At 71.3% G+C, this 20643-nt stretch carries 18 protein-coding genes; 5 read left to right on the top strand and 13 right to left on the bottom strand.

Annotated elements, in window-relative coordinates; genetic code table 11:
* Positions 1 to 3: 3 nt before the first annotated feature.
* The 6 genes from efeB to AB0I18_RS07925 form a co-directional block, all read right to left on the bottom strand.
* A complete protein-coding gene (gene efeB, locus AB0I18_RS07950) occupies positions 4 to 1374 on the bottom strand; it encodes an iron uptake transporter deferrochelatase/peroxidase subunit (RefSeq protein ID WP_363104510.1) in 1371 nt (456 codons plus the stop codon).
* 8 nt (positions 1375 to 1382) lie between these two features.
* Complete coding sequence (locus AB0I18_RS07945; protein ID WP_363104509.1) at positions 1383 to 3293, bottom strand: copper resistance protein CopC; 1911 nt, start codon at positions 3291 to 3293, stop codon at positions 1383 to 1385.
* A 14-nt stretch (positions 3294 to 3307) separates the two neighbouring features.
* Complete coding sequence (locus tag AB0I18_RS07940) at positions 3308 to 3838, bottom strand: copper chaperone PCu(A)C (RefSeq protein WP_363104508.1); 531 nt, start codon at positions 3836 to 3838, stop codon at positions 3308 to 3310.
* A complete protein-coding gene (locus AB0I18_RS07935) occupies positions 3835 to 4509 on the bottom strand; it encodes an SCO family protein (RefSeq protein ID WP_363104507.1) in 675 nt (224 codons plus the stop codon). Before AB0I18_RS07935 ends, AB0I18_RS07940 begins: the two co-directional genes overlap by 4 nt.
* 94 nt (positions 4510 to 4603) lie before the next feature.
* Positions 4604 to 5347, bottom strand: coding sequence for a YcnI family protein (locus AB0I18_RS07930; protein ID WP_363104506.1), 744 nt, complete (start codon positions 5345 to 5347; stop codon positions 4604 to 4606).
* A 123-nt stretch (positions 5348 to 5470) separates the two neighbouring features.
* Positions 5471 to 6289 (bottom strand): hypothetical protein, encoded by an 819-nt coding sequence (locus tag AB0I18_RS07925; protein ID WP_363104505.1) that lies wholly within the window; start codon positions 6287 to 6289, stop codon positions 5471 to 5473.
* A gap of 264 nt (positions 6290 to 6553) precedes the next feature.
* On the opposite strand from AB0I18_RS07925, the gene AB0I18_RS07920 reads away from it, so the two are divergent.
* Together AB0I18_RS07920 and AB0I18_RS07915 are read left to right on the top strand one after the other, a co-directional pair.
* Positions 6554 to 7009 (top strand): ATP-binding protein, encoded by a 456-nt coding sequence (locus AB0I18_RS07920; RefSeq protein ID WP_363104504.1) that lies wholly within the window; start codon positions 6554 to 6556, stop codon positions 7007 to 7009.
* A gap of 170 nt (positions 7010 to 7179) precedes the next feature.
* Positions 7180 to 8103: a triphosphoribosyl-dephospho-CoA synthase gene (locus AB0I18_RS07915; protein ID WP_363104503.1), complete on the top strand. Its 924-nt coding sequence runs from the start codon at positions 7180 to 7182 to the stop codon at positions 8101 to 8103.
* Here the strand turns inward: AB0I18_RS07915 and AB0I18_RS07910 are convergent.
* From AB0I18_RS07910 to AB0I18_RS07895, 4 genes are all read right to left on the bottom strand, one after another.
* A complete protein-coding gene (locus AB0I18_RS07910) occupies positions 8072 to 9370 on the bottom strand; it encodes an MFS transporter (RefSeq protein WP_363104502.1) in 1299 nt (432 codons plus the stop codon). The two genes, AB0I18_RS07915 and AB0I18_RS07910, sit on opposite strands and share 32 nt — an antisense overlap.
* Before the next feature lie 137 nt (positions 9371 to 9507).
* Positions 9508 to 10875, bottom strand: a complete 1368-nt coding sequence (locus AB0I18_RS07905; RefSeq protein WP_363104501.1) for a PLP-dependent aminotransferase family protein — start codon at positions 10873 to 10875, stop codon at positions 9508 to 9510.
* Positions 10876 to 10980: 105 nt separating this feature from the next.
* Positions 10981 to 12483 carry an aminopeptidase P family protein gene (locus AB0I18_RS07900; RefSeq protein ID WP_363104500.1) on the bottom strand — a complete coding sequence of 501 codons (1503 nt, stop codon included), beginning with the start codon at positions 12481 to 12483 and terminating at the stop codon, positions 10981 to 10983.
* An 89-nt stretch (positions 12484 to 12572) separates the two neighbouring features.
* Entirely contained in the window at positions 12573 to 14093 is a 1521-nt protein-coding gene (locus AB0I18_RS07895; RefSeq protein ID WP_363104499.1) for a PP2C family protein-serine/threonine phosphatase, read from the bottom strand.
* Positions 14094 to 14564: 471 nt separating this feature from the next.
* Between AB0I18_RS07895 and AB0I18_RS07890 the strand changes: the two genes are divergently transcribed.
* Both AB0I18_RS07890 and AB0I18_RS07885 read left to right on the top strand, forming a co-directional pair.
* Positions 14565 to 15230 carry a bifunctional DNA primase/polymerase gene (locus AB0I18_RS07890; protein WP_363104498.1) on the top strand — a complete coding sequence of 222 codons (666 nt, stop codon included), beginning with the start codon at positions 14565 to 14567 and terminating at the stop codon, positions 15228 to 15230.
* A 55-nt stretch (positions 15231 to 15285) separates the two neighbouring features.
* Positions 15286 to 15894 (top strand): hypothetical protein, encoded by a 609-nt coding sequence (locus AB0I18_RS07885; RefSeq protein WP_363104497.1) that lies wholly within the window; start codon positions 15286 to 15288, stop codon positions 15892 to 15894.
* A gap of 256 nt (positions 15895 to 16150) precedes the next feature.
* Here the strand turns inward: AB0I18_RS07885 and AB0I18_RS07880 are convergent, their stop codons facing one another.
* The 3 genes from AB0I18_RS07880 to AB0I18_RS07870 form a co-directional block, all read right to left on the bottom strand.
* Positions 16151 to 17137: a DUF5926 family protein gene (locus AB0I18_RS07880; RefSeq protein ID WP_363104496.1), complete on the bottom strand. Its 987-nt coding sequence runs from the start codon at positions 17135 to 17137 to the stop codon at positions 16151 to 16153.
* 160 nt (positions 17138 to 17297) lie between these two features.
* Positions 17298 to 17840, bottom strand: a complete 543-nt coding sequence (locus AB0I18_RS07875) for an ATP-binding protein (protein ID WP_363104495.1) — start codon at positions 17838 to 17840, stop codon at positions 17298 to 17300.
* Positions 17841 to 18046: 206 nt separating this feature from the next.
* A complete protein-coding gene (locus AB0I18_RS07870) occupies positions 18047 to 18859 on the bottom strand; it encodes a glycerophosphodiester phosphodiesterase (protein WP_363104494.1) in 813 nt (270 codons plus the stop codon).
* A gap of 279 nt (positions 18860 to 19138) precedes the next feature.
* Between AB0I18_RS07870 and AB0I18_RS07865 the strand changes: the two genes are divergently transcribed.
* Positions 19139 to 20626: a trypsin-like peptidase domain-containing protein gene (locus AB0I18_RS07865; RefSeq protein ID WP_363104493.1), complete on the top strand. Its 1488-nt coding sequence runs from the start codon at positions 19139 to 19141 to the stop codon at positions 20624 to 20626.
* Positions 20627 to 20643: the final 17 nt, after the last annotated feature.

Below are 20643 nucleotides of genomic sequence, written 5' to 3'. Positions count from 1 at the left end.
GTCTCATCCCTCCAGCAACTTCTGTCCCACGTACTCCCCCTTCGCGGCCCCGCCCGGTACCGCGAACAGTCCGCTGGCCTCGTGCCGGATGAACGTGGACAGCGCGTCGCCCCGGTCGAGCTTGCGCTGCACCGGAACGAAGCCGCGCACGGGGTCGGCCTGCCAGCAGACGAAGAGCAGGCCCGCGTCCGGTACACCGTCCGCGTCGAAGCCGTCGTGGAAGGAGAAGGGCCGGCGGAGCATCGCGGCGCCGCCGTTCTGGTCGGGCCGGGTGATGCGGGCGTGCGCGTTCATGGGGACGATCACCTTGCCGTCGGGCCCCGTCTTCTCCAGGTCCATCTCGGTCGTCTCGGTCGCCCCGTTCCCCCCGGACAGCGTTGCCCCGTCGGACTTCCGCCGCCCGATCACGTCCTCCTGGTCCTTGACCGAGAGCTCCTCCCAGTCGTCGAGGAGCATGCGGATACGGCGTACGACGGCGTACGAGCCGCCCGCCATCCACGACGGGTCGCCCGCGTCGGGCACGAAGATCCGCTGGTCGAAGTCGGGTTCCGACGGCTTGGGATTGCGCGTGCCGTCGATCTGGCCCATCAGGTTGCGGGCGGTCATCGGGTGGGCGGTGGCGCCGGGTGAGCGGTTGAAGCCGTTCATCTGCCAGCGGACCCTGGCCGCCCGGCCCGCGTCCTTCTGGATCGCGCGCAGGGCGTGGAAGGCGACCAGGGCGTCATTCGCGCCGATCTGGACCCACAGGTCGCCGTCGCTGCGCTTCTTGTCGAGGCGGTCCGAGGAGAAGTCGGGCAGCGGGTCGAGGGCGATCGGGCGCTGCTTCTCCAGTCCCGTACGGGCGAAGAAGCTGTGGCCGAAGCCGAAGGTGACCGTGAGGGAGGAGGGTCCCGCGTCGCGTGCCACGTCCGTGTCGTCGTTCGCGGCCGTTTCGCCCGCCATCAGCCGCTGGGCGGTCGCCGACCACCGGCGCAGCAGGGCCACGGCCTCCTTGCGGCCCGCGCCCGCCACCAGGTCGAAGGCGACGAGGTGGCCGCTCGCCTGAAGGGGCGTCGTGATGCCCGGCTGATGTTTCCCGTGAAACATCACCTCGTCCGAGCCGAGCGAGGTGAGTGGCGTGGCCTGGTCGGCGGAGGGCGCGGCGGCGTACCCGGCGGCCCCGCCCGCCGCACCGAGCGCGAGCCCGGTGGCACCGGCGGTACCGAGCAGCCGACGCCGCGAAATGGCCCCCTTGTGGGAGGGCTCTTGGGAAACGGCCTCCCCGGGAGGGCCGTTTTCGAAAAGCGTCTCCCCGGGGGAGGCCTTTTCGTCAGGAGAGGCCTTCTCGGCAGTGGTCCCCGAGGGGGACGTTTCCGGAGTGGACTGGTCAGCCATGGTGTGGTTCAGCCGATCTGCGCGTTCTTGTCCACGGTCACCTGGTCGATGTCGGATGTCCGTACGGTCACCGCGATCTCCCAGTTGCCCGCCATGGGAATCTGCACCCCGGTCGCCGTCCAGTGTCCGGTGGCGATGCGGTCGGGAACGACGGGCAGTGGCCCGATGTCCTTGGCCTGAAGGGTGAAGGCGACCTTGACCTCGGGAATGTCGAAGGCCCTGCCGTTCGGCCGCTCTACGAAGAGGTGCATTTCGTTGCCGCCGACGCGGGCCGGGTCGAGTTCGACGCGTGCCACGCCCTTGCCGTCCTGGCCGCCCGTGTCGAACGGGATGTCCAGGGACAGCGCCGCACCGGGCTCCTGCGAGGTGGCGGCCGTGGCGGCCTTGGCGTCCTCTTCAGTACGCCCCGGTTCGGTGGACGTCAGCACGGTGGTGACGGCGAGCAGCACCACGGCGACGCCCGCCTCGGCGAGCACCGAGCGGCGCAGGCCCGAACGGAGCGGATCGGCGTCCCGGAGGCGCTTCTCGCGCGCGGTGGCCACCGCGGCCTTCTGCCGGGCCAGTTGGGCGGCACGCTTGCCGTCACCGCCACCAACTCGCGCGGCGGCCCGCTCCTTCTCGCCGGGCTCCTTCGCGGCCGTACGCTCCTCGTTCACCGGAGCCGAGGCCCCGACCACGACGGCCTCCCCGGCGGGTTCCCGCGACAGCTGGGAGGTCCAGCGCCGCGAGATCCAGGCTATGCCGATCAGGACGGCCACCAGGCCGACCTTGACGAGCAGCAGCTGCCCGTACGACGTGTCCGTGAGCGCCGACCAGGAGCCGAGCTGGCGCCACGACTGGTAGATCCCGGTCGCGGCCAGCACGACCACGCTGCCGAACGCGACGCTGGAGAAGCGGCGTACGGCGGAGGCCTCGACGGACGGTGTGCGGTAGAGCGCCACGAGCAGCGTCGACAGACCGCCGAGCCAGACGGCGACGGCGAGCAGGTGCAGGACGTCGACGGGCATCGCGATTCCCGTCTGGATGCCGGTCGAGGCGTGCTCGGCCATCGCCCAGGTCGCGGCGAGACCCGCCGCCACGACGAACCCGCCGATGGCGAGCCCGAAGGTCAGATCGCCCTTCTCCTTGTCGTCGTCGCGCTTTTCGTACGCTCCGAAGAGCACGGCGATGAACAGCGCGGCCGCGGCGAGCAGCAGCAGCCGTGAGACCAGGGCGGCGCCCGTCTTGGTCTGGAGGACCTGGCTGAGCAGGGTCAGGTCGAAGATCTCCCCGACCTTGCCCGTGCTGGTGTACGCACCGCGCAGGAGCAGCATGGCGAGTGTGGCCCCGGTGAGCGCGAGCCACCCGGAGACCACGAGCCGCTGCACCGGCCGCATCCCGGCGCCGCGCTGCCAGCAGGCCAGTACGAAGGCCGCGCCGCCCACCAGGAGGATGAATCCCGCGTACGAGGCATAGCGCGCGAACCCGTAGAGGCCGCCTACGACTCCGCCGCCGGCGGTCTGGTCGGAGACCGAGACGGAGGTCTTGGAGGGTGCGCCGACGGAGAAGGTGAAGGCGCCGGCGACGGGGTGGCTGTCCGCCGACACCACCTGGTAGGTGACGGTGAACGTGCCGTCGGGCAGGCCCGTGCGCAGTTTCACGCCGTAGGTGTTCGTGCCCTGCTCGGTGGTCTTCCCGGTGTCGACGCGTTCGCCCTTGGGGTCGAGCACGCGCACCGAGTCGTCGGACATCGCGACCTGCTCGGAGAAGGTGAGCGACACCTGGGTGGGCGCCTTGTCGACCACCGCTCCCTGCCGGGGGTCGCTCCCGGTCAGCGCGGCGTGCGCGGAGACGGGTGCGGCCCCGGCGAGGAGCGCGCCGGTGACGGCGAGGAGCAGCAACAGCAGCGTCCGGGCGCGGGGAGCGATGGTCTGGCTCAACGGTGGCCCCTCCCTCAGTGGTGCGCCGTCGAGGACGACTTCGCGGACGACTTGGTGGACGTCGTCGGCCGGTAGGTCGCGGACTTCACCGGCATCTCGACCTTGATCGGCTCGGATTTCGTGAAGTGCAGCTCCAGGGACACCTTCTCGCCCTCCTTCGGCTTGCGCTTCAGCTTCTCGAACATGAGGTGGTTGCCGCCGCTTTCGAGGACGAGCTCGCCGTGGGCCGGGATGTCGAAGCCGTCGACCTCGGTCATCGACTGCCCGGCGGTCGTGTGGAGCGTGACCTCGCCGGCGATGTCACTGGTGACGGAGGACAGTTCGTCCCCGGCTCCGCTCTCGTTGGCGACGGCCAGAAAGCCGGCCGCCATGGAGTCCGAGACCGGCTGCGGCATGTAGGCGGAGTCGACGGACAGTTCGGGGCCCGACGGGCCGGAGTCCGAGTCACCGCAGCCCGTCAGGGCCAGCGCGGCGGCTATCACGAGGGCGCCCGCGGACACCGTACGGGCGGATGCCGTACGAGCGGACGCCGTACGACGCGTCACGGCTTCTCGCCCTTGATCAGCTTGGGGAGGTCCTTGGTGTAGTCGTCCACGGTGGCGTCCTCGCCGTACAGCACGTATCCGCCGTCGGTCTTCGGTGAGAAGGCGATGACCTGCGTGCCGTGCATCGAGACGGGCTTGCCGTCCTTGTCCTTCGTCGGTGCCTCGATGGAGATGCCGAGGGTGCGGGCGCCGCCCTGGATCGTGGGGAAGTCACCGGTGAGGCCGACGACGTCGGAGTCGATGCCCTTGAGCCACTTGCCGAGCGCGGAGGGGGTGTCCCGCACCGGGTCGGTGGAGACGAACACGACGCGGAGCGAGTCCTTCTCGGCCTGGGAGAGCTGCTTGTCCTGGGCCAGCTGCTTCTTGGCGACGGCGATGTTGTTCATCGTCAGCGGGCAGACGTCGGGGCAGTTGGTGTAGCCGAAGTAGACCAGCGTCGGCTTGCCCTCGGTCTCCTTGCGGAGGTCGTACTTCTTGCCCTGCGTGTCGGTGAGGACGAGGTCCGGCTTCTCGAACGGCTTGTCGAGGATCGTCGCGGCCTTGGCCGGGCCGGACTCGACGGACACGTCGGCGACGGACTTGCCGCTGTCGTCGTCCCCGCTGCCGCAGGCGGAAAGGGTCATCGCGGCCGCGGCGAACAGGGCGGCCATGGCGTACGTCTTCTTGCGCATAGAAAAATGTCCCAGATGTGAGAGCTCCGGTCCGCACCGGGGGGCGTACGAGACGGTACGACGCCCTGACGCGCACCAGAGGAGTGCTTGGGCCTCAGGCGTTGGTGCGTCGACGACCGGCCAGAACGCCGTAGGCCACGCCCGCCGCGCCGACGACGATGCCCACGACGCCCAGCACGCGGGCCGTGGTGTCGCTGCCGTCGGAGGAGGCGGCGGTCTCGGTGGTCGAGGTCTTGGCGGCGGCCTTCGCGTCGTCGGCGTCGTCGGACGCGCCGGAGGCGGCGGCCCCGTGGTGGCCGTCCTCGGCGGCGGACAGCGCGAGCACCGGGGCGGGGGCCTCGGGCTCTTCCTCGCCCTCCTTCGGGGTCTCGATCCAGCGGACGACCTCCTTGTTGGAGTACGTCTGGATCGCCTTGAACACCAACTCGTCGGTGTCCTCGGGAAGCGCGCCGATGGAGAGCGGGAACTTCTGGAAGTAGCCGGGCTGGATGCCCTTGCCGTCGGCGGTCCAGGTGACCTTGGTGATCGCCTCGTTGATCTTCTCGCCGTGCAGTTCGAGCGGCTTGTCGAGCTTGGACTTCGTGACCTTCACGGTCCAGCCGTCGACGGCCTGGGGCATGACCGAGGCGAGCGGGTGGTCGGCGGGGAAGTTCACTTCGAGCTTGGTGGTCGAGGCGTTGTCGCGCTCGTTCGGCACCTTGAAGTTGACCGTCGCGTACCCGCCCTTGGCGGCCGTGCCCTCCGGCTGCACGCTGACGTGCGCGAAGGCGGGGACGGACAGGACGAGGACGGCCGAGGCGGCGGCGACACCGGTGGCGGCGATACGGGAAGCCTTCATGGCAGGGAACACTCCACTTTCAGCACTGGTTCGGTGAATGAACGGGGTTGCGCGTGCGAAGGAGCGGGCACGCGCGCGTGCCGCACGACGGCACCCCCGGAGTGGTACGCCGGGTGCGTCGCGTCAGGCGGCGAGGACGAGGATTTCGCCGGACGGCGGGCCACGCCGGATCACCGAATGCTGAAGAGTGGTCGTACGAGGAACCGGCGGCGGGAGCTCCGCGGTACGCGGCGTACGCGGCGCCGCCTCGGGCGTACCCGGGAGACCCGCCAGAAGAGCGTGTACGAGTGCGAGGGCCGCGCGCAGGGAGGTGAGCGCCCCTTCGGCGACGCCGTGTGCCGAGAGCCGCAGGAGGCCCCGCAGCGCGATGTCCCCGCGGCGCAGCAGCCACCCGGTGACGACGGCCGCGAGAACGTGGCCGAGGAGCATGGGCAGTGACGGCAGCAGGGATGCCGGGAATCCGGCGGTGTCCGCCATGCCGCCCGCCTGCTCGTGCAGGGCGTGCCCCGTGCCGGTGCCGCCTGTCCCGCTGGTGTCGAGCCGTGCGTCGGCGAGGATCCGCTGCGCCTGTGCGGGGCTGAGCGTCGAGAGGCCGGCGCCGCACAGCAGCCGTGCGGCCCGGGCCGTGAGCGAGGTGTCCACGGCTGCGGAGGCCGTCGCCGCGGTGCCGTGCTGGCCGAGCCCGAAGAGCGTGTGCAGCACGGTCTGGCCGACCGCGAGCAGTGCGGCGATGCCCGGTAGCGAGCGCTCGCGTCCGGCGAGCGGCGCCGCGACGGCGAAGACGGCGATGAACCCGGCGCCGAGCGACCACAGCGGAACCGTGGCGTAGGAAGTGATCGCATGAGTGGCCGCGGCCAGCACGACACAGACCGCGGCGAACACCGCGGCCCTCAGGACCCGGAGATCACCTCCGGTGCGTGCGTGCCGGTGGGGGGCAGTCATGGCGGGCCCATCATCGCACTGGGCTTACCTCCGCCATACGGCAGGTCCGCAAGGTCACGTACGAACCGCAAGGCCACGTACGAACCGGAAGATTACGTTCTGGCCTGAGCCGCCCTGCATACACCGGTCGATCTCGTCACATACACCGACCGATCTCGTCGGCACATCCCCCGTATGGGCGGTATCACGTCAACTACGTGCTTACACCCGGCCCCTTGCGGCAATACGTAACGGTATGTCGAGCCGCGGCCAGGAGGCTGGAGCATGAGCATCTGGTGGTCCCTCCATCTCCGGCGTGAGGCGGCGAGTGTGCCGCTCGCCCGGCGCCTGCTGATCGGGACAATGGAGTCCGCAGGGGTTGATCCGGACATTTCCTACGATCTCTCTGTCGCGCTGAGTGAGGCCTGCGCCAACGCCGTGGAGCACGGGGGTGACTCCGTCCTTGACGCGTCCACCGAGGCCTACCGGGTCACGGCCTATCTGGACGGCGAGAAGTGCCGCATCGAAGTGGCCGATTCCGGACCCGGCTTCCCGTCCGGCCGAGGCCGCACCCCGGTCCGTCCTGTCCACAGCGACGCCGAGCACGGCCGGGGGCTGTGTCTGATCGAGGAGCTCGCCGACCACGTCCACATCGGGAACAAACCCGGCAGAGGCGGCGCGGTCGTCAGCTTCGACAAGATGCTCAAGTGGCAGGACGGCGCTCCGCTGGTGGCCACGTGAAGCACCTCCCCGGGGGAGTTCTTTCCTGAGTGCACTCCCAAGAGGTGCCCTTGAGAAGTGCCTTCCTGTAGAGCGCTGTTTTCTCGCGGACTTCGACTTCCCCCGCATTCTCAGCCTCCTCACAGCCGCCGCCCATGTGCCTGACGGGTGCCGTTCCTAACTTTCTCGGCATGACGGGAAGCCGCAAGGACACGACGACCACCCGGCGCCGCGCGATCGCGGTCACGGCGGCCCACGCCAGCATGTCGATGAGCAGCCGCGAGGACGAGATGCTGGCGTGGGCCGCCGTGACCGCGCTGACCGGGCATCTGGCACTGGCGCCCAAGCCAGGACTGCCCGATCCCCGTGACCTCGGTGCCCGGGCGACCGGGCGGGACCACTGCTCCCAGCGCTGGTCGGCCAAGGCGCTGGCGCCGGGCCTGGCGGCGATGGCGGCAGCCGCCCGCCGGACCGGTTCCGCGACACCCGGACTCCGGGCGGAGCTGGGCGCGATCGGGCGGTCCACCGAGCACTCGGTGGCCCTGGCGGGCGGCGGGCACCGCGGGGCGCTCTGGGTGCTCGGCCTGCTGGTCGCCGCGGCGGCCCTGGAACCCCGGGGCACCGGCCGCGACCTCACCGCCACCGCCAAGCGGATCGCGGCGCACCCCGACCGAAGGGCGCCACGACGGCCCTCCCGCGGTTCGTCGGTCTCCGCCAAGTACGGCGCGGCCGGGGCGAAGGGCGAGGCCAGGGCCGGATTCCCGCACGTGCGGCGGGCGTCGCAAGCGCTGGCCGCGGCGCGCTCGGCGGGTGTCCCCGAACCGTACGCACGGCTCGACGCCCTGCTCACCGTCATTTCGACGCTCCAGGACACCGAGTTGCTGTACACGGTGGGCCCGCACGGGTTGCGGCACGTCCAGGCGGGCGCCCGCGGGGTCCTCGAAGCGGGCAGTACGTCCACCGAGGCGGGCCGTTCGGCCCTGGCGGCCTTCGACGACGACCTCCACGCGCGCGCGTGGAGCCCCCGCGGCAGCGGCGGGCTGCTCGCGGGGGCCCTGTTCCTGGACTCGCTGCCGGTGACGGTCAGTTCACCGGCACCGGCACCGGCTGCCTGATCGGTTCGGCGGGCCGGCCGCCCGTCGCCCACCGCACCGCAGGGCCCATCGCGTACGAGGCCGCCAGCAGCAGGCCGCCGAGGAGCAGCCAGCCCGGCGTACCCCATCCCACGAGCAGCGCCGTCAGCACCAGCGGTCCCATGGTCCTCGCCACCGTCACACCCGTACCGAAGAAGCCCTGGTACTCGCCGACGCGGTCGGCCGGGGCGAGGTCGAAGGAGAGCTGCCAGGAACCCGCCGACTGCTGCATCTCGGCGACGACCTGGAGCACGGCGCCGATGGTCAGCAGGCCCACCGCCACCCAGGGCGAGACCCCGGCCGACAGGGCGAACACCGCGCACGACGCCAGCATCACGAGCCCCGAACGCCGCACCGCGCGGGTGGCCGACACCGGTCCCGTCACCCCACGGGCCGTCCGCACCTGGAAGAGCATCACCGCACCGGTGTTGAGCACGAACAACGCGGAGACCAGCCAGGTCGGCGCCTCGGTGCGCTCGGCGATCCACAGGGGGATGCCCAGGCTCAGCAGCGGCATCCGCAGCAGGAGCACGGTGTTGAGGAGCGTGACGACGGCGTAGGGGCGGTCCCGCAGGACCCCGAGGGCGTCGTCACCCCGTCCGCGACCCTGATCGACGCTCACGCGCGCGTGCACAGGTTCTACGACCGGCAGCCGCAGCAGCACCGCCGCGCACAGCAGGAAGGTGGCCGCGTCCAGCGCGAACACCCCCAGGTAGGCCTCCCGCGTCCCCAGGTGAAGAGCGAGCCCGCCGAGTCCCGCGCCCACCGCGAGACCGGCGTTGAGCGTCGCCTGGAGGTGCGCGAGCAGCCCCGTCCGCTCCTCGCGGGCCACCAGCCCGGCCAGCAGTGCCTGCCGGGCCGCCGCGAGCCCCGACTGCGCGGCCGCGTACGCGCACGCCGCGAGCACGAACGGCACGAAGCCGCGTACGAAGAGGAAGGACGCCACCGCGAGGCCGGTCGCGAGCGCCAGCAGCACCGCCGTGCCACGTGGCCCGCGCCGGTCGGCCAGCCGCCCCAGTGGCACCCCCACCACCGATCCGACCGCCCAGGCGACCGTGAGCCCCAGCCCCACGCGCGCGGGGGCGAGCCCGACGACATGGGTGAAGTAGAGGGCGGACGTGACGTAGTAGGCACCGTCCCCGACGGAGTTGCTCAACTGGGCCAGCGCCAGGACACGCCGCGGGCCTGCGGGCCGGACCGGGCGGCTCCTCTTCGCGAGGACTGCGGCGGGTGCGACTCGGTTCGTCATGAGGACGACGCTATGGGCGAGGTGGACCCCTAACCAGGCCCAATCGGTACGTCATTCCATGACCCAATCTTGGTGGCGAACCGCCGGGCCCGACCTCCGGAGCCCTCGCCCGGGTCCGGCCTCCGGAGCCCTCCGTCTCAGGCCCCCTCCAGCACCCGCCCCAACGCCTCCAACGCCTCCGGGTAAACCCGCTCCCGAGGCGTCCCGTACCCCACCACGAGCCCCTGCGGACGTCCCTCGGCCGCCGCATGCCAGTGCTCCCCGAGGTGCCCCACCGCGAGCCCCTCCTCGGCGGCCCGCGCCAGAGCCGCGGCCTCGTCCGCCACGTCGATCAGGGCGTGCAGCCCCGCGGCGATCCCCCGTACGCCCCGACGGGTCCCCAGCCGCCCCAGCAGCTGGTCCCGCCGTCGCCGGTACCGCAGCCGGCATGCGCGCACGTGCCGGTCGTACGCGTGGCTGTTGATCAGCTCGGCGAGGGCCAACTGGCCGATGGACTCGGTGTGGTGGTCGCTGTGCAGCTTGGCGTCGGCGACCGCGTCGACGAGGTGCGGCGGCAGCACCATCCAGCCGAGCCGCAGTGCGGGCCCGAGCGTCTTGGACGCCGTCCCCAGGTAGGCCACGTGCCCGGGTGCCATCCCCTGGAGGGCGCCCACCGGCTGCCGGTCGTAGCGGAACTCCCCGTCGTAGTCGTCCTCGACGATCAGCCCGCCACGCGCGCGTGCCCAGTCCGTGAGAGCCCGCCGCCGCTCCGGGTGCAGCGTCACCCCGGTCGGGTACTGGTGCGCGGGCGTGACGACCACGGCCGCCGCATCCCCCAACTCGCCTACGCGGACGCCCTGGTCGTCGACCTCCACAGGGGCCACGGTTCCGCCGTTGTGCCGCACCACGTCCCGGTGGAAGGGCAGCCCCGGATCCTCCATGGCGATCACGCCGGTGTCCAGCACACGCGTGAGGAGCGCGAGCCCCTGCACGTACCCGGACGTGACGACGATCCGCTCGGGCGGTGCGATCACCCCGCGAGCCCGCCCCAGGTACCCCGACAGCGCCGTGCGCAACTCGATCCTGCCGCGCGGGTCCCCGTAGTCGTACGCCAGGGAGGGCGCGGTCGCGATCGCCCGCCGCAGCGCCCGCAGCCAGGCCGCCGCCGGGAACGTACCGACGTCGGGGCTGCCGGGCCGCAGATCGAAACGGGGCGCACGCGCGCGTGCCCCGTCCCCCGTCGCGGCCAGGGACGCCGTGGGCAGGACCGCCACCTCGGTCCCCGAGCCCTGTCGCGCCGTCAGGTAGCCCTCGGCGATCAGCTGGTCGTAGGCGGCCTTCGCCGTGCCCCGCGAGATGCCCAGCTCGGCCGCGAGTCTTCGGGTGGCGGGCAGCCGGGTCCCCGGAGCGAGCCGTCCGCCGCGTACGGCGTCCCGAAGGGCCCGTTCGAGCCCCGTCCGGCGTCCCGCCGTGGCATCCGGATCCAGATGCAGATCGACACCGACGCCCGACCAGAAGTCGTCCACGAAAAAGCCGCCCCCCTAGACACACTGATGGCCGGGTACCCACCAGGACACCCGGCCATCAGTCTTGTATCAGTTCCCCGTAGGACGGTCAGCCCTTGGGCGGCGTCAGCCCTTGAGGGACGCCATCCACGCCTCGACCTCGTCGGAGCGGCGCGGCAGTCCCGCCGAGAGGTTCCTGTTGCCGTCCTCGGTGACCAGGATGTCGTCCTCGATACGGACACCGATGCCGCGGTACTCCTCGGGCACGGTCAGGTCGTCCGCCTGGAAGTACAGGCCCGGCTCGACGGTCAGGCACATGCCCGGCTCCAGCGTGCCGTCCACGTACGTCTCCCGGCGCGCGGCCGCGCAGTCGTGGACGTCCATGCCGAGCATGTGACCGGTGCCGTGCAGCGTCCAGCGGCGCTGCAGCCCCAGCTCCAGCACGCGCTCGACCGGGCCCTCGACGAGCCCCCATTCGACGAGCCGTTCGGCCAGCACACGCTGCGCGGCGTCGTGGAAGTCGCGGTACTTGGCGCCCGGCCGCACGGCCGCGATACCGGCCTCCTGGGCGTCGTACACGGCGTCGTAGATCTTCTTCTGGAGCTCGGTGTACGTGCCGCTGATCGGCAGAGTGCGCGTGACGTCGGCGGTGTAGAGCGTGTGGGTCTCCACGCCCGCGTCCAGCAGAAGCAGGTCCCCGGAGCGTACGGGCCCGTCGTTGCGCACCCAGTGGAGCGTGCACGCGTGCGGCCCTGCCGCGCAGATCGAGCCGTAGCCGATGTCGTTGCCCTCGACCCGGGCGCGCAGGAAGAACGTGCCTTCTATGTAGCGCTCGCTGGTCGCCTCGGCCTTGTCCAGGACCCGTACGACGTCCTCGAAGCCGCGCGCGGTCGAGTCGACGGCCTTCTGCAGCTCGCCGGCCTCGAACTCGTCCTTGACCAGCCGGGCCTCGGAGAGGAAGACGCGCAGCTCGTCGTCGCGCTCGGCGGTGACCTTGTCGGTCAGCGCCGCCTCGATGCCGGCGTCGTGGCCGCGGACGACCCGGACGGGTCCTGTGGCCTCACGCAGCCTGTCGGGGAGCTCGCGGACGTCCGAGGCCGGGATGCCGTACAGCTGCTCGGCCTCGGCCAGGGAGTGGCGGCGGCCGACCCACAGCTCGCCCTGGCCGGAGAGCCAGAACTCGCCGTTCTCGCGGTCGGAGCGGGGCAGCAGGTAGATCGTGGCCTTGTGGCCGCTCTTCCCGTCCGAGGCGGTGGTCGGCTCCAGGACCAGGACGCCGTCCTCGGTCAGGTTGCCGGTCAGGTACGCGTACTCGACCGACGCGCGGAAGGCGTACTCCGTGTCGTTCGAACGGGTCTTCAGGTTGCCCGCGGGGACGACCAGGCGCTCGCCGGGGAAGCGCGCGGAGAGCGCGGCACGGCGGGCGGCGGTGTACTCGGCCTGCGGGATCGGCAGCAGGCCGTGCAGCTCGGTGTCCGCCCAGCCGGACTTCATGTTCTCGGCGAGCTCGTCGGACACGCCCGGGTACAGGCCGTTCTTGCGCTGTTTGACCGGCTTTTCTTCGTCCGCCTGGTCGTCCGCCGCGTCAGCAGCACTACTGGATAGGGCCGGGTTGAGCGCCTCCGACACGGTCTGCCTCCTCGATACGTCTCTGGACGCCCTCCATCGTACGGTCGTACGGAAGGGAGCCCAGGGCCGGAAGGCCCGTCACGTGCGGCTCACTCGAAGCGCGCCGCCAGGAGCACCACGTCCTCGTCGCTGTCGGCGGCGTCGAGACCGTCCGGCAGCATGCTCCGAAGGACGTGGTCGGCGACCGCGTCCGGATCGCCGCGCAGCGCCTTGGGGACGCCCGCCGCCGCGGCGTGCAGGCGCGCGAAGGCGCGGTCCATGGCGTCGCCGGTACGGTGCAGCAGCCCGTCCGTGTACAGCAGAACCGTCTCTCCGGGCTCCGCGAGGAACTCCACGCTCGGCGCCTCCCAGCAGGCGAGCATCCCCAGGGGCGCGGACAGCGACGTCTCCACGAACTCGGTGCGCCGCTCACCGATCACCAGCGGCGGGCTGTGCCCGGCCCCGGCCAGCGTGATCTTGCGCAGCGCGGGCTCGCAGTACGCGAACAGGGCGGTGGCGGACCGGGCGGGCTCGGTCAGCCGCAGCAGCAGTTCGAGGTCGGACAGGACGGCGACCGGATCCTCGCCCTCCATCACCGCGTACGCCCTCAAGGAGGCCCTCAGGCGTCCCATCGCGGCGACCGCGCTGGGGCCCGACCCGGTGACGGACCCGACCGCGAGGCCGAGCGCGGCGTCCGGCAGGGGCAGCGCGTCGTACCAGTCGCCGCCGCCGCGCGGCCCTGTGCGGTGCCGGGCGGCGAGCTGGACGCCGGAGACCCGGGGCAGCCGCGAGGGGAGCAGCTCCTCCGAGATGGTCGCCATGCACGCGCGCGTGCGGTCCAGTTCCACCAGCCGGGCCAGGTGCTCGGCCGCGTAGCGGGCGTACAGGCCGACGAGGTGCCGCTGCCGCTCCACGGGCTCGGCGGGCTCGTCGTAGAGCCACACGGCGGCGCCCAGCCGGCCTGCCGCCTCCGTGGCGAGCGGCAGCGCGTAGCTCGCGGCGTAGCCGAGCCGGGCGGCGACCTCGCGGTGCCGCGGGTCGAGCCCGTCCTCGGAGAGGAGATCGGGCTGGGCGATACCGCTCTCGGCCCCGGGGGGTCCGGCCGGCGTGTCGAGGAGCTTTCCGTACGACATGGAGCTGCGCGGGACGGTCTCGATGTGGCCGAGGTCGGCCCGTCCCAGGCCCAGGCCGATGGTGGTGTCCGGGCCGAGTCCGTCACCCGGTTCCAGGACCACGAGACCGCGTCGGGCGCCCACCAGGGCGGCTCCGGCGCGCAGCAGTTCCTGGAGTGCGTCCGTCAGCGAGGCGGTGCGGGCCAGTCGCTCGGTGAGCTCGTGCAGGGTGGTGAGATCGGAGACCCAGCCTGCGAGTCTGTCCTGGAGAACGGCCCCGGGAGCGTTTGGAGAAGTGGTCGAAGAGGTACCCGGGACGGCAGGCGCGGGCGCGACAGTGTGTGCGGGCGAGGGAACCGTTGAATCGATTCCGGCCACTTTCGGAAGGTGAGGGGCGTTCATGGCGTCCGGCTTTCCGACCGGTGCGTATTGCTCGATAGCATCGCAAACCCCCATGTCATTCTGCGCCGCTAGCAGTGTCTCCACATGTACACGCACTCGTGAGGGGATGTCCAGCATTGTCCTGCCGGGATTCCTGGTGTCCATGGGACTGTTGCGGAAATGCAAAGTTGGCTTAAAACTGACTCGAGTCATGGCATATTGCGGTCGACTGGCCTTGTTCGACGGAGCGTCACAGCGGTCGCGATGGGTACGTACTCGGTGAAGGCCAGGGCTGATGGGGATCGTCCCGGAACCTGGCGACGGACCCGGGCGTCTTAACCACCGACGACCGTGCCCCATCCTCCCGTGGCGGAGGCGGCAAGAAATACGCGGGACAGCAAAACGCCAGGCGCCGCCACCCCACGCCATGCCCATGCTTTTGACAGACGCAGTATGGACGCGGACGCAGCCAACGCTCGGCCCATAGGGGTCCCCTTGTCTCGGACAGGGGTGTGATGCGCCAGTAGGTACGCACAGTGAAGAGATCGACACATGGTGTGATGTGGTCCTCGGTGTTGCCAGGCGTGCAACGGAAAGGAACGAGCGCTCATGCGCGAGATCCTCGGAAGGCGACGCAGGCTCCTGTCCAAACGGAACGGCGGGAAGTCTGAGATGCTCAGCGCGGCCCTGACCTTCACGACCGCATGGCAGTGGCCGGTACTGCCGGGCGTGGCGCCGGACCCGCAGGGGCGGGCCCGATGCGCGTGCCCCGACCCGGAGTGCACGGTGCCCGGTGCCCACCCCTTCGACCCCGGCCTGCTCGCGGCCACCACCGACGAGCGCATGGTGCGCTGGTGGTGGACGAACCGGCCGGCGGCGCCGATCGTCCTCGCCACCGGAGGCCAGGCCCCGTGCGCGGTGAGCCTGCCGGCCCTGGCCGCCTCCCGCGCGCTCGCGGCACTCGACCACATGGGGATGCGCCTCGGCCCGGTGATCGCGTCCCCGACGCGCTGGGCACTGCTCGTGAAGCCGTACTCCCTGGAGCAGCTGGGTGAGCTGCTGTACGCCAAGGACTTCGTGCCGGGCTCGCTGCGCTTCCACGGCGAGGGCGGCTATGTGGCGCTGCCCCCGTCCGAGACGGGCCTGGGGCAGATCCGCTGGGAGCGGGCCCCGCTGCCCGGCTCGGCCGCCCCCTGGGTGCCCGATGTGGAGGCCGTGGTGGACGCCGTGGTGGAGGCTCTCACTCGTACGGGTGTGAGCGCCCCCGAGTTGTAGGGGATCGGGCGCGCGGCGAACCGCGCGCCCGCCCTCTGTCGTTATCGTCCCTTTCATGAACCTTCGCCTGATGGCGCTGACGGGCGTCGTCACGCTCGCGGTCGCGCTGCCGCTGGCCGTGGCCTCCGCGGGACCTGTGGAAGGCGAGGGCCGCGCGTCCGGACGTACGTCCGACGAGACCGTACGTATCCCGCGAGCGGCTCCCTCCGGCGACGCGCGTACCGCCGAAGAACGCGGCACCGGTGACGTCCCTGGTCGCGCCGACGGCAAGGCGCCGCCCGAGCCGCGTCCCGCGCCCTCCAGGAGCCCTCTGCTCCTCGGTCTCGGCCTCGCCACCGCTGCCCGCTGCGGACCCGAACTGGCGTCCCCGGACGGCATCGAGGCGCAGACCTGTGTCCTGAGGCAGGGGCGGGACACCTGGGCGCGTACCTACTACCGCAACGCGACCGGTGACGGTCTCACGTCCGTGCTGACCCTCATGGGGCCCGGCGGCCGGACCGTGCGGATGCACTGCGCGGTGGGCGCGGACGACGAGCCGGAGGTGTGCGAGACACCGCGGGAACGTACGACGGGGGCCCTGCGGACGTACACGGCGATCGTCGAGTTCGCGGCGGGTGCCGACGGACCGCTCATGCTGCGCTCGGGGAGCAACTCGCCTGCGTAGGCGGGGAGTTGAGGCACCGGCTGACGGGCAAGGCGGGACCTGGGAACAGAAAGACCCGGTTGCTGGCGACGGGGGATGCACCAGCAACCGGGCTACTGGAACGGTAACAAGAGATCGGCGGTTCGCAAATTCGATCTCGGCTATTCAGACACCGATTGGCTTGTCCTGAGCGGGAGTTGTGACAGGACTCACCCGTTCCGTGAGCGGCCTCGCCGGCTGACCGGTCGGTCAGCCGATTCCGAGGGTCCGCCGTGTGTCAACTGAGCGTGACCTGGCGGTTGGTGAGGCCGCCGCGCGCCCGGCGCTCGTCCGCGGTGAGCGGCGCGTCCGTGGCCAGCGCGGCGGCGAGCCGCTCGGCGAACTCGGCCGCCGGCTTCTCGACGTCGTCCGCGGTGACGCCGGTCGGCAGGTCCCAGACCGGCACGGTGAGGCCGTGGGCACGGAAGGAGCCCACGAGACGGGTGCCTTCCCCGAGGCTCGACCGGCCGGCCGCGTGCAGCCGCGCGAGCGCGTCCAGAAGCTGCTCCTCCCCGTGCGGCATGACCCAGCGCAGGTGGTTCTTGTCGGGCGTCTCGCACCAGTAGGCCGCGTCGACGCCGGAGAGCTTCACGGTCGGGATGGCGGCGGCGTTGGCCCGCTCCAGGGAAGCGGTCACCTCCGTGGTCGCGTTCTGCGAGTCAGGAACCCAGAATTCGAAGCCCGCGTGCACAACTGGCTCGAACGTGCCTTCGGGGTCGATGAGGTCCTGCAACCGCGGTCCGTCGGCCGGGGCGCGGCGGCCCTGCACCGGAGTGCCGGGTTCCGCGGTGAGTGCGCGCTGGAGGGTGTCGGCCAGGTCGCGGCTGATGTCGCCGGACGCGGTGTCGTTCTGCAGGCCGATCAGGACCGAGCCGTCGTCGCGGCGCAGCGCGGGCCATGCCATCGGCAGCACGGTCGCGAGCGTGACCGACGGGACCCCCTCCGGGAGGGCGTCCTTGAGATGCAGCTCGACGGTGGCGGCGGGCACCAGCTCGCGCAGCGCGACCCAGTCGCCCTCGCCCGGCAGCCCCTCGAAGGGGCGCTGCACCAGCTCGGTCACGGCGTGCGCGGCGGCCCGTCCGTGACAGGCCTTGTAGCGGCGGCCGCTGTCACAGGGGCAGGGCTCGCGTGCTCCGACCACCGGCACGGGCTCGGTGGTGCTTCCGGCGCGGGCTCCATCCAGCCGCGGCTGCTTGGCCTTCGTCTGGGGTCGCTTCTTGGCCATCGTGGATGTCTCCCGGTTACGGCTGGTCTCGTACGGGCGCGAGCCTAGCCGCTCGTACGAAGACCCACGGGAACCTGTGGACAACCTGTCGGGCCGTCCCGCCACCGGTGGTTCGAGTCGTCCCGTAATCAGTGGTTCGGTCCGTCCCGCAACCGGCGCTTCAGTCCAGGTCGTCGAAGGCGTCCGCGAAGCCCAGGTCGGGTATCGCGGACACCGACGGGGCCGTGACACGCGCGGCGAAGTCGGCGCGGCGATGTCCGGCGTGCGCGTCCTTGTGCACGACCACCCACACCGTGACCTCGCCCCGGGCGTCGTCCCGGACGCCCCAGTCGTCGGCCAGCGCCGTGATGATGTTGAGCCCGCGGCCGCCGTGCGCGGTGACCGAGGGGGTGGCCGGAACCGGACGGGTCGGACCACCGCCGTCCGTCACCTCGACCGTGAGCCTGCCGCCGGGTTCCACCCGCCACGCGGCCCGTACGTCTCCGTCGCCCGCCAGGGCGTCGCCCAACGGCCTGCCGTGCCGACAGGCGTTGCTCAGTAGTTCGGAAAGGATCAGTACGGCATCGTCGATGACCGTTTCCGCCACACCGCCGGTCCGCAGTTGAGCCCGCATCCGGTGTCTTGCTTCCCCCACGCCCGCAGGGCCATGGGGTACGGCCATGCTCGACGACGCGGGCACCTCCTGTGCCACCACCAACGCCACCCCCGAGACCTCCTTCGCCCCACGCCACGGTGTGAATGCCCCTCTGGACTGGACCGGAAACCGGCCAATGCACGTGCAGTGACGCACTCGTAACGATCGAATACGGACCGAACGCGCCGGAGCACTCCCTGTAATCGCATGGCCGGATCTCGACGTTGTGGCCGAGACCCAGGACAGGGAGGAGATGAGTCCCGGGAGGCCGCAGGTCAGCGGCCCAGTTGTCGAAGCACCGCGCGCGGGCGGTTGGTGATGATGGCGTCGACTCCCAGCCCGACACAGAGATCGACATCCTGGGGCTCGTTCACGGTCCATACGTGAACCTGATGGCCGGCCCGTTTCAGACGCTCGATGTAAGCCGGGTGATTGCGGACGATCCGCATCGAGGGGCCGGCGATCCGGACGCCCGCGGGCAGCCGTCCGTCACGCAGCCGGGGTGAGACGAACTGGAGCAGATAGACCGTCGGCAGCATCGGGGACGCGGCGCGGATGCGCTGCAGCGAGCGCGCCGAGAAACTCATGACGCGTACGGACGATTCGTCGGCCGAGGGCGGCGCGTCCAGGCCGAAGCGCTTCAGGAGGACCAGCAGCCGCTCCTCGACCTGGCCCGCCCAGCGCGTGGGGTGCTTCGTCTCGATGGCGAGTTTCACCGGGCGGCCGGCGTCGGCGACGAGTTCGAGCAGGCGCTCCAGCGTGAGGACGGACTGCTGCTCCCAGGAGGGGGGCCGCTGCTGCTCCCAGTCGGGTGCCTCGTCGCGGTTCTTCCAGGAACCGAAGTCCAGGGCGGCGAGGTCGGCGAGCTCCAGGGCGGAGACCGCGCCGCGGCCGTTGGAGGTGCGGTTGACGCGGCGGTCGTGGACGCAGACGAGGTGTCCGTCCGCGGTCAGCCGTACATCGCACTCAAGGGCGTCGGCCCCGTCCTCGATCGCCTTCTCGTACGCGGCCAGGGTGTGCTCGGGGGCCTCTTCGGAGGCCCCGCGGTGGGCGACGACCTGGGTCAGGTGCTGTCGTGCGTGGGTCACCGCGTCATGGTGCCATCGCAACGGGGTACGCGTGGGAGCGGCGACGCAGGAGATGCGATGGTTTTGTCAGACCTGTCCGATATAAATGAAGATCGGGGAGTCACAGGGACCGCTTATGGTGCCCTGACGCCCCGTGGGAAAAGCTGTCGGCATACAAAAGCACCTGCACAGCTGAATCGCGCCGGTTCATGAACACACGTGAGCGAAGTCATGATCACACGTGAGTGAGCCTGACCGGGTGCGACCTGAATGAACGGCCGTGAATCGAGAGGAAGAGCTGTGAGCACCGAGAACGAGGGCACTGCGGTCCCCCCGGCCCCGTCTGCACCTCCTGTGCCGGTGGACACTCCCGCTGCTTCCGTGCCTCCGGAGCAGGCGGTTTCCCAGGGAGCGGACCACGCGGGCCCCTATCAGGGCCCGGGGCCGTCCCACGGAGTGGCCTCCTCCCAGGGGGCGCACTCCGCTCAAGAGGGCGCGCAGACGGCCGCGTTGCCGCCGGCGCCCCCCGGGGCGCCCGAGAGCGCCGCCCCCGCTCCCGAAGCGGGTGCCTGGCCGCCTCCGCCGCCCACCACGCCCTCGTATGCGAGCGGTGGTGGTTCGGGCGACGTCTGGGGCTCCTCGTACCAGCAGCCCGCGCCCAAGTCCGGCGGCGGTCGCGGCGGTCTGGTCGCCGCGATCCTCGTGGCCGCGCTGGTCGCGGGTGGCGTGGGCGGCGGGATCGGCTACTGGGCGGCCGACCGCAACGACAGCTCCACGAGCTCCACGACGGTGTCCGCCCCGCAGAGCGGCGGCGACCTCAAGCGCGACGCGGGCGCGGTCGCGGACGTGGCCGCCACGGCACTGCCGAGCACGGTCACCATCGAGGCCGAGGGCAGCAACGGCGAGGGCGGCACGGGCACCGGCTTCGTCTTCGACACGCAGGGCCACATCCTCACCAACAACCACGTGGTGGCGGAGGCGGTCGACGGCGGCAAGCTCTCGGCCACCTTCTCGAACGGCAAGAAGTACGACGCCGAGGTGGTGGGCAACGCCCAGGGCTACGACGTCGCGGTCATCAAGCTCAAGGACGCGCCGGAGGGTCTGAAGCCGCTGCCGCTCGGCGACTCGGAAAAGATCGCCGTCGGCGACGCGACGATCGCGATCGGCGCGCCCTTCGGTCTGTCGAACACGGTCACCACGGGCATCATCAGTGCCAAGAACCGTCCGGTGGCCTCCAGTGACGGCAGCGCCAGCCGCAAGGCCTCTTACATGAGCGCCCTGCAGACCGACGCGTCGATCAACCCGGGCAACTCCGGCGGCCCGCTCCTGGACGCGAACGGCTCGGTCATCGGCATCAACTCGGCCATCCAGTCCACGAGCGGCGGCCTCGGCGGTACGAGCCAGTCCGGTTCCATCGGCCTGGGCTTCGCGATCCCGATCAACCAGGCGAGGAACGTCGCCCAGCAGCTGATCAGGACCGGTGAGCCCGTCTACCCGGTGATCGGTGCCTCGGTCACCCTGGAGGAGGGCACGGGCGGCGCGAAGATCACCGAAGAGGGCGCGAACAACGCCGACGCGGTCACCCCGAACGGCCCCGCCGACAAGGCCGGCCTCAAGCCCGGCGACGTCATCACCAAGCTCGACGACAGGGTGATCGACAGCGGCCCCACCCTCATCGGCGAGATCTGGACCCACCAGCCCGGAGACACGGTCAAGCTCACCTTCACCCGCGACGGCAAGCAGCAGACGGCCGAAGTGACCTTGGGCGAGCGCAAGGGCGACAGCTGACCCGTTAGTCTTGTTCC

The sequence above is a fragment of the Streptomyces sp. NPDC050704 genome, from assembly GCF_040654355.1.
Taxonomy (GTDB): Bacteria; Actinomycetota; Actinomycetes; order Streptomycetales; family Streptomycetaceae; genus Streptomyces.
Note: the sequence above shows the minus strand (reverse complement) of the source record. Positions and strands in the feature narration are given on the sequence as shown.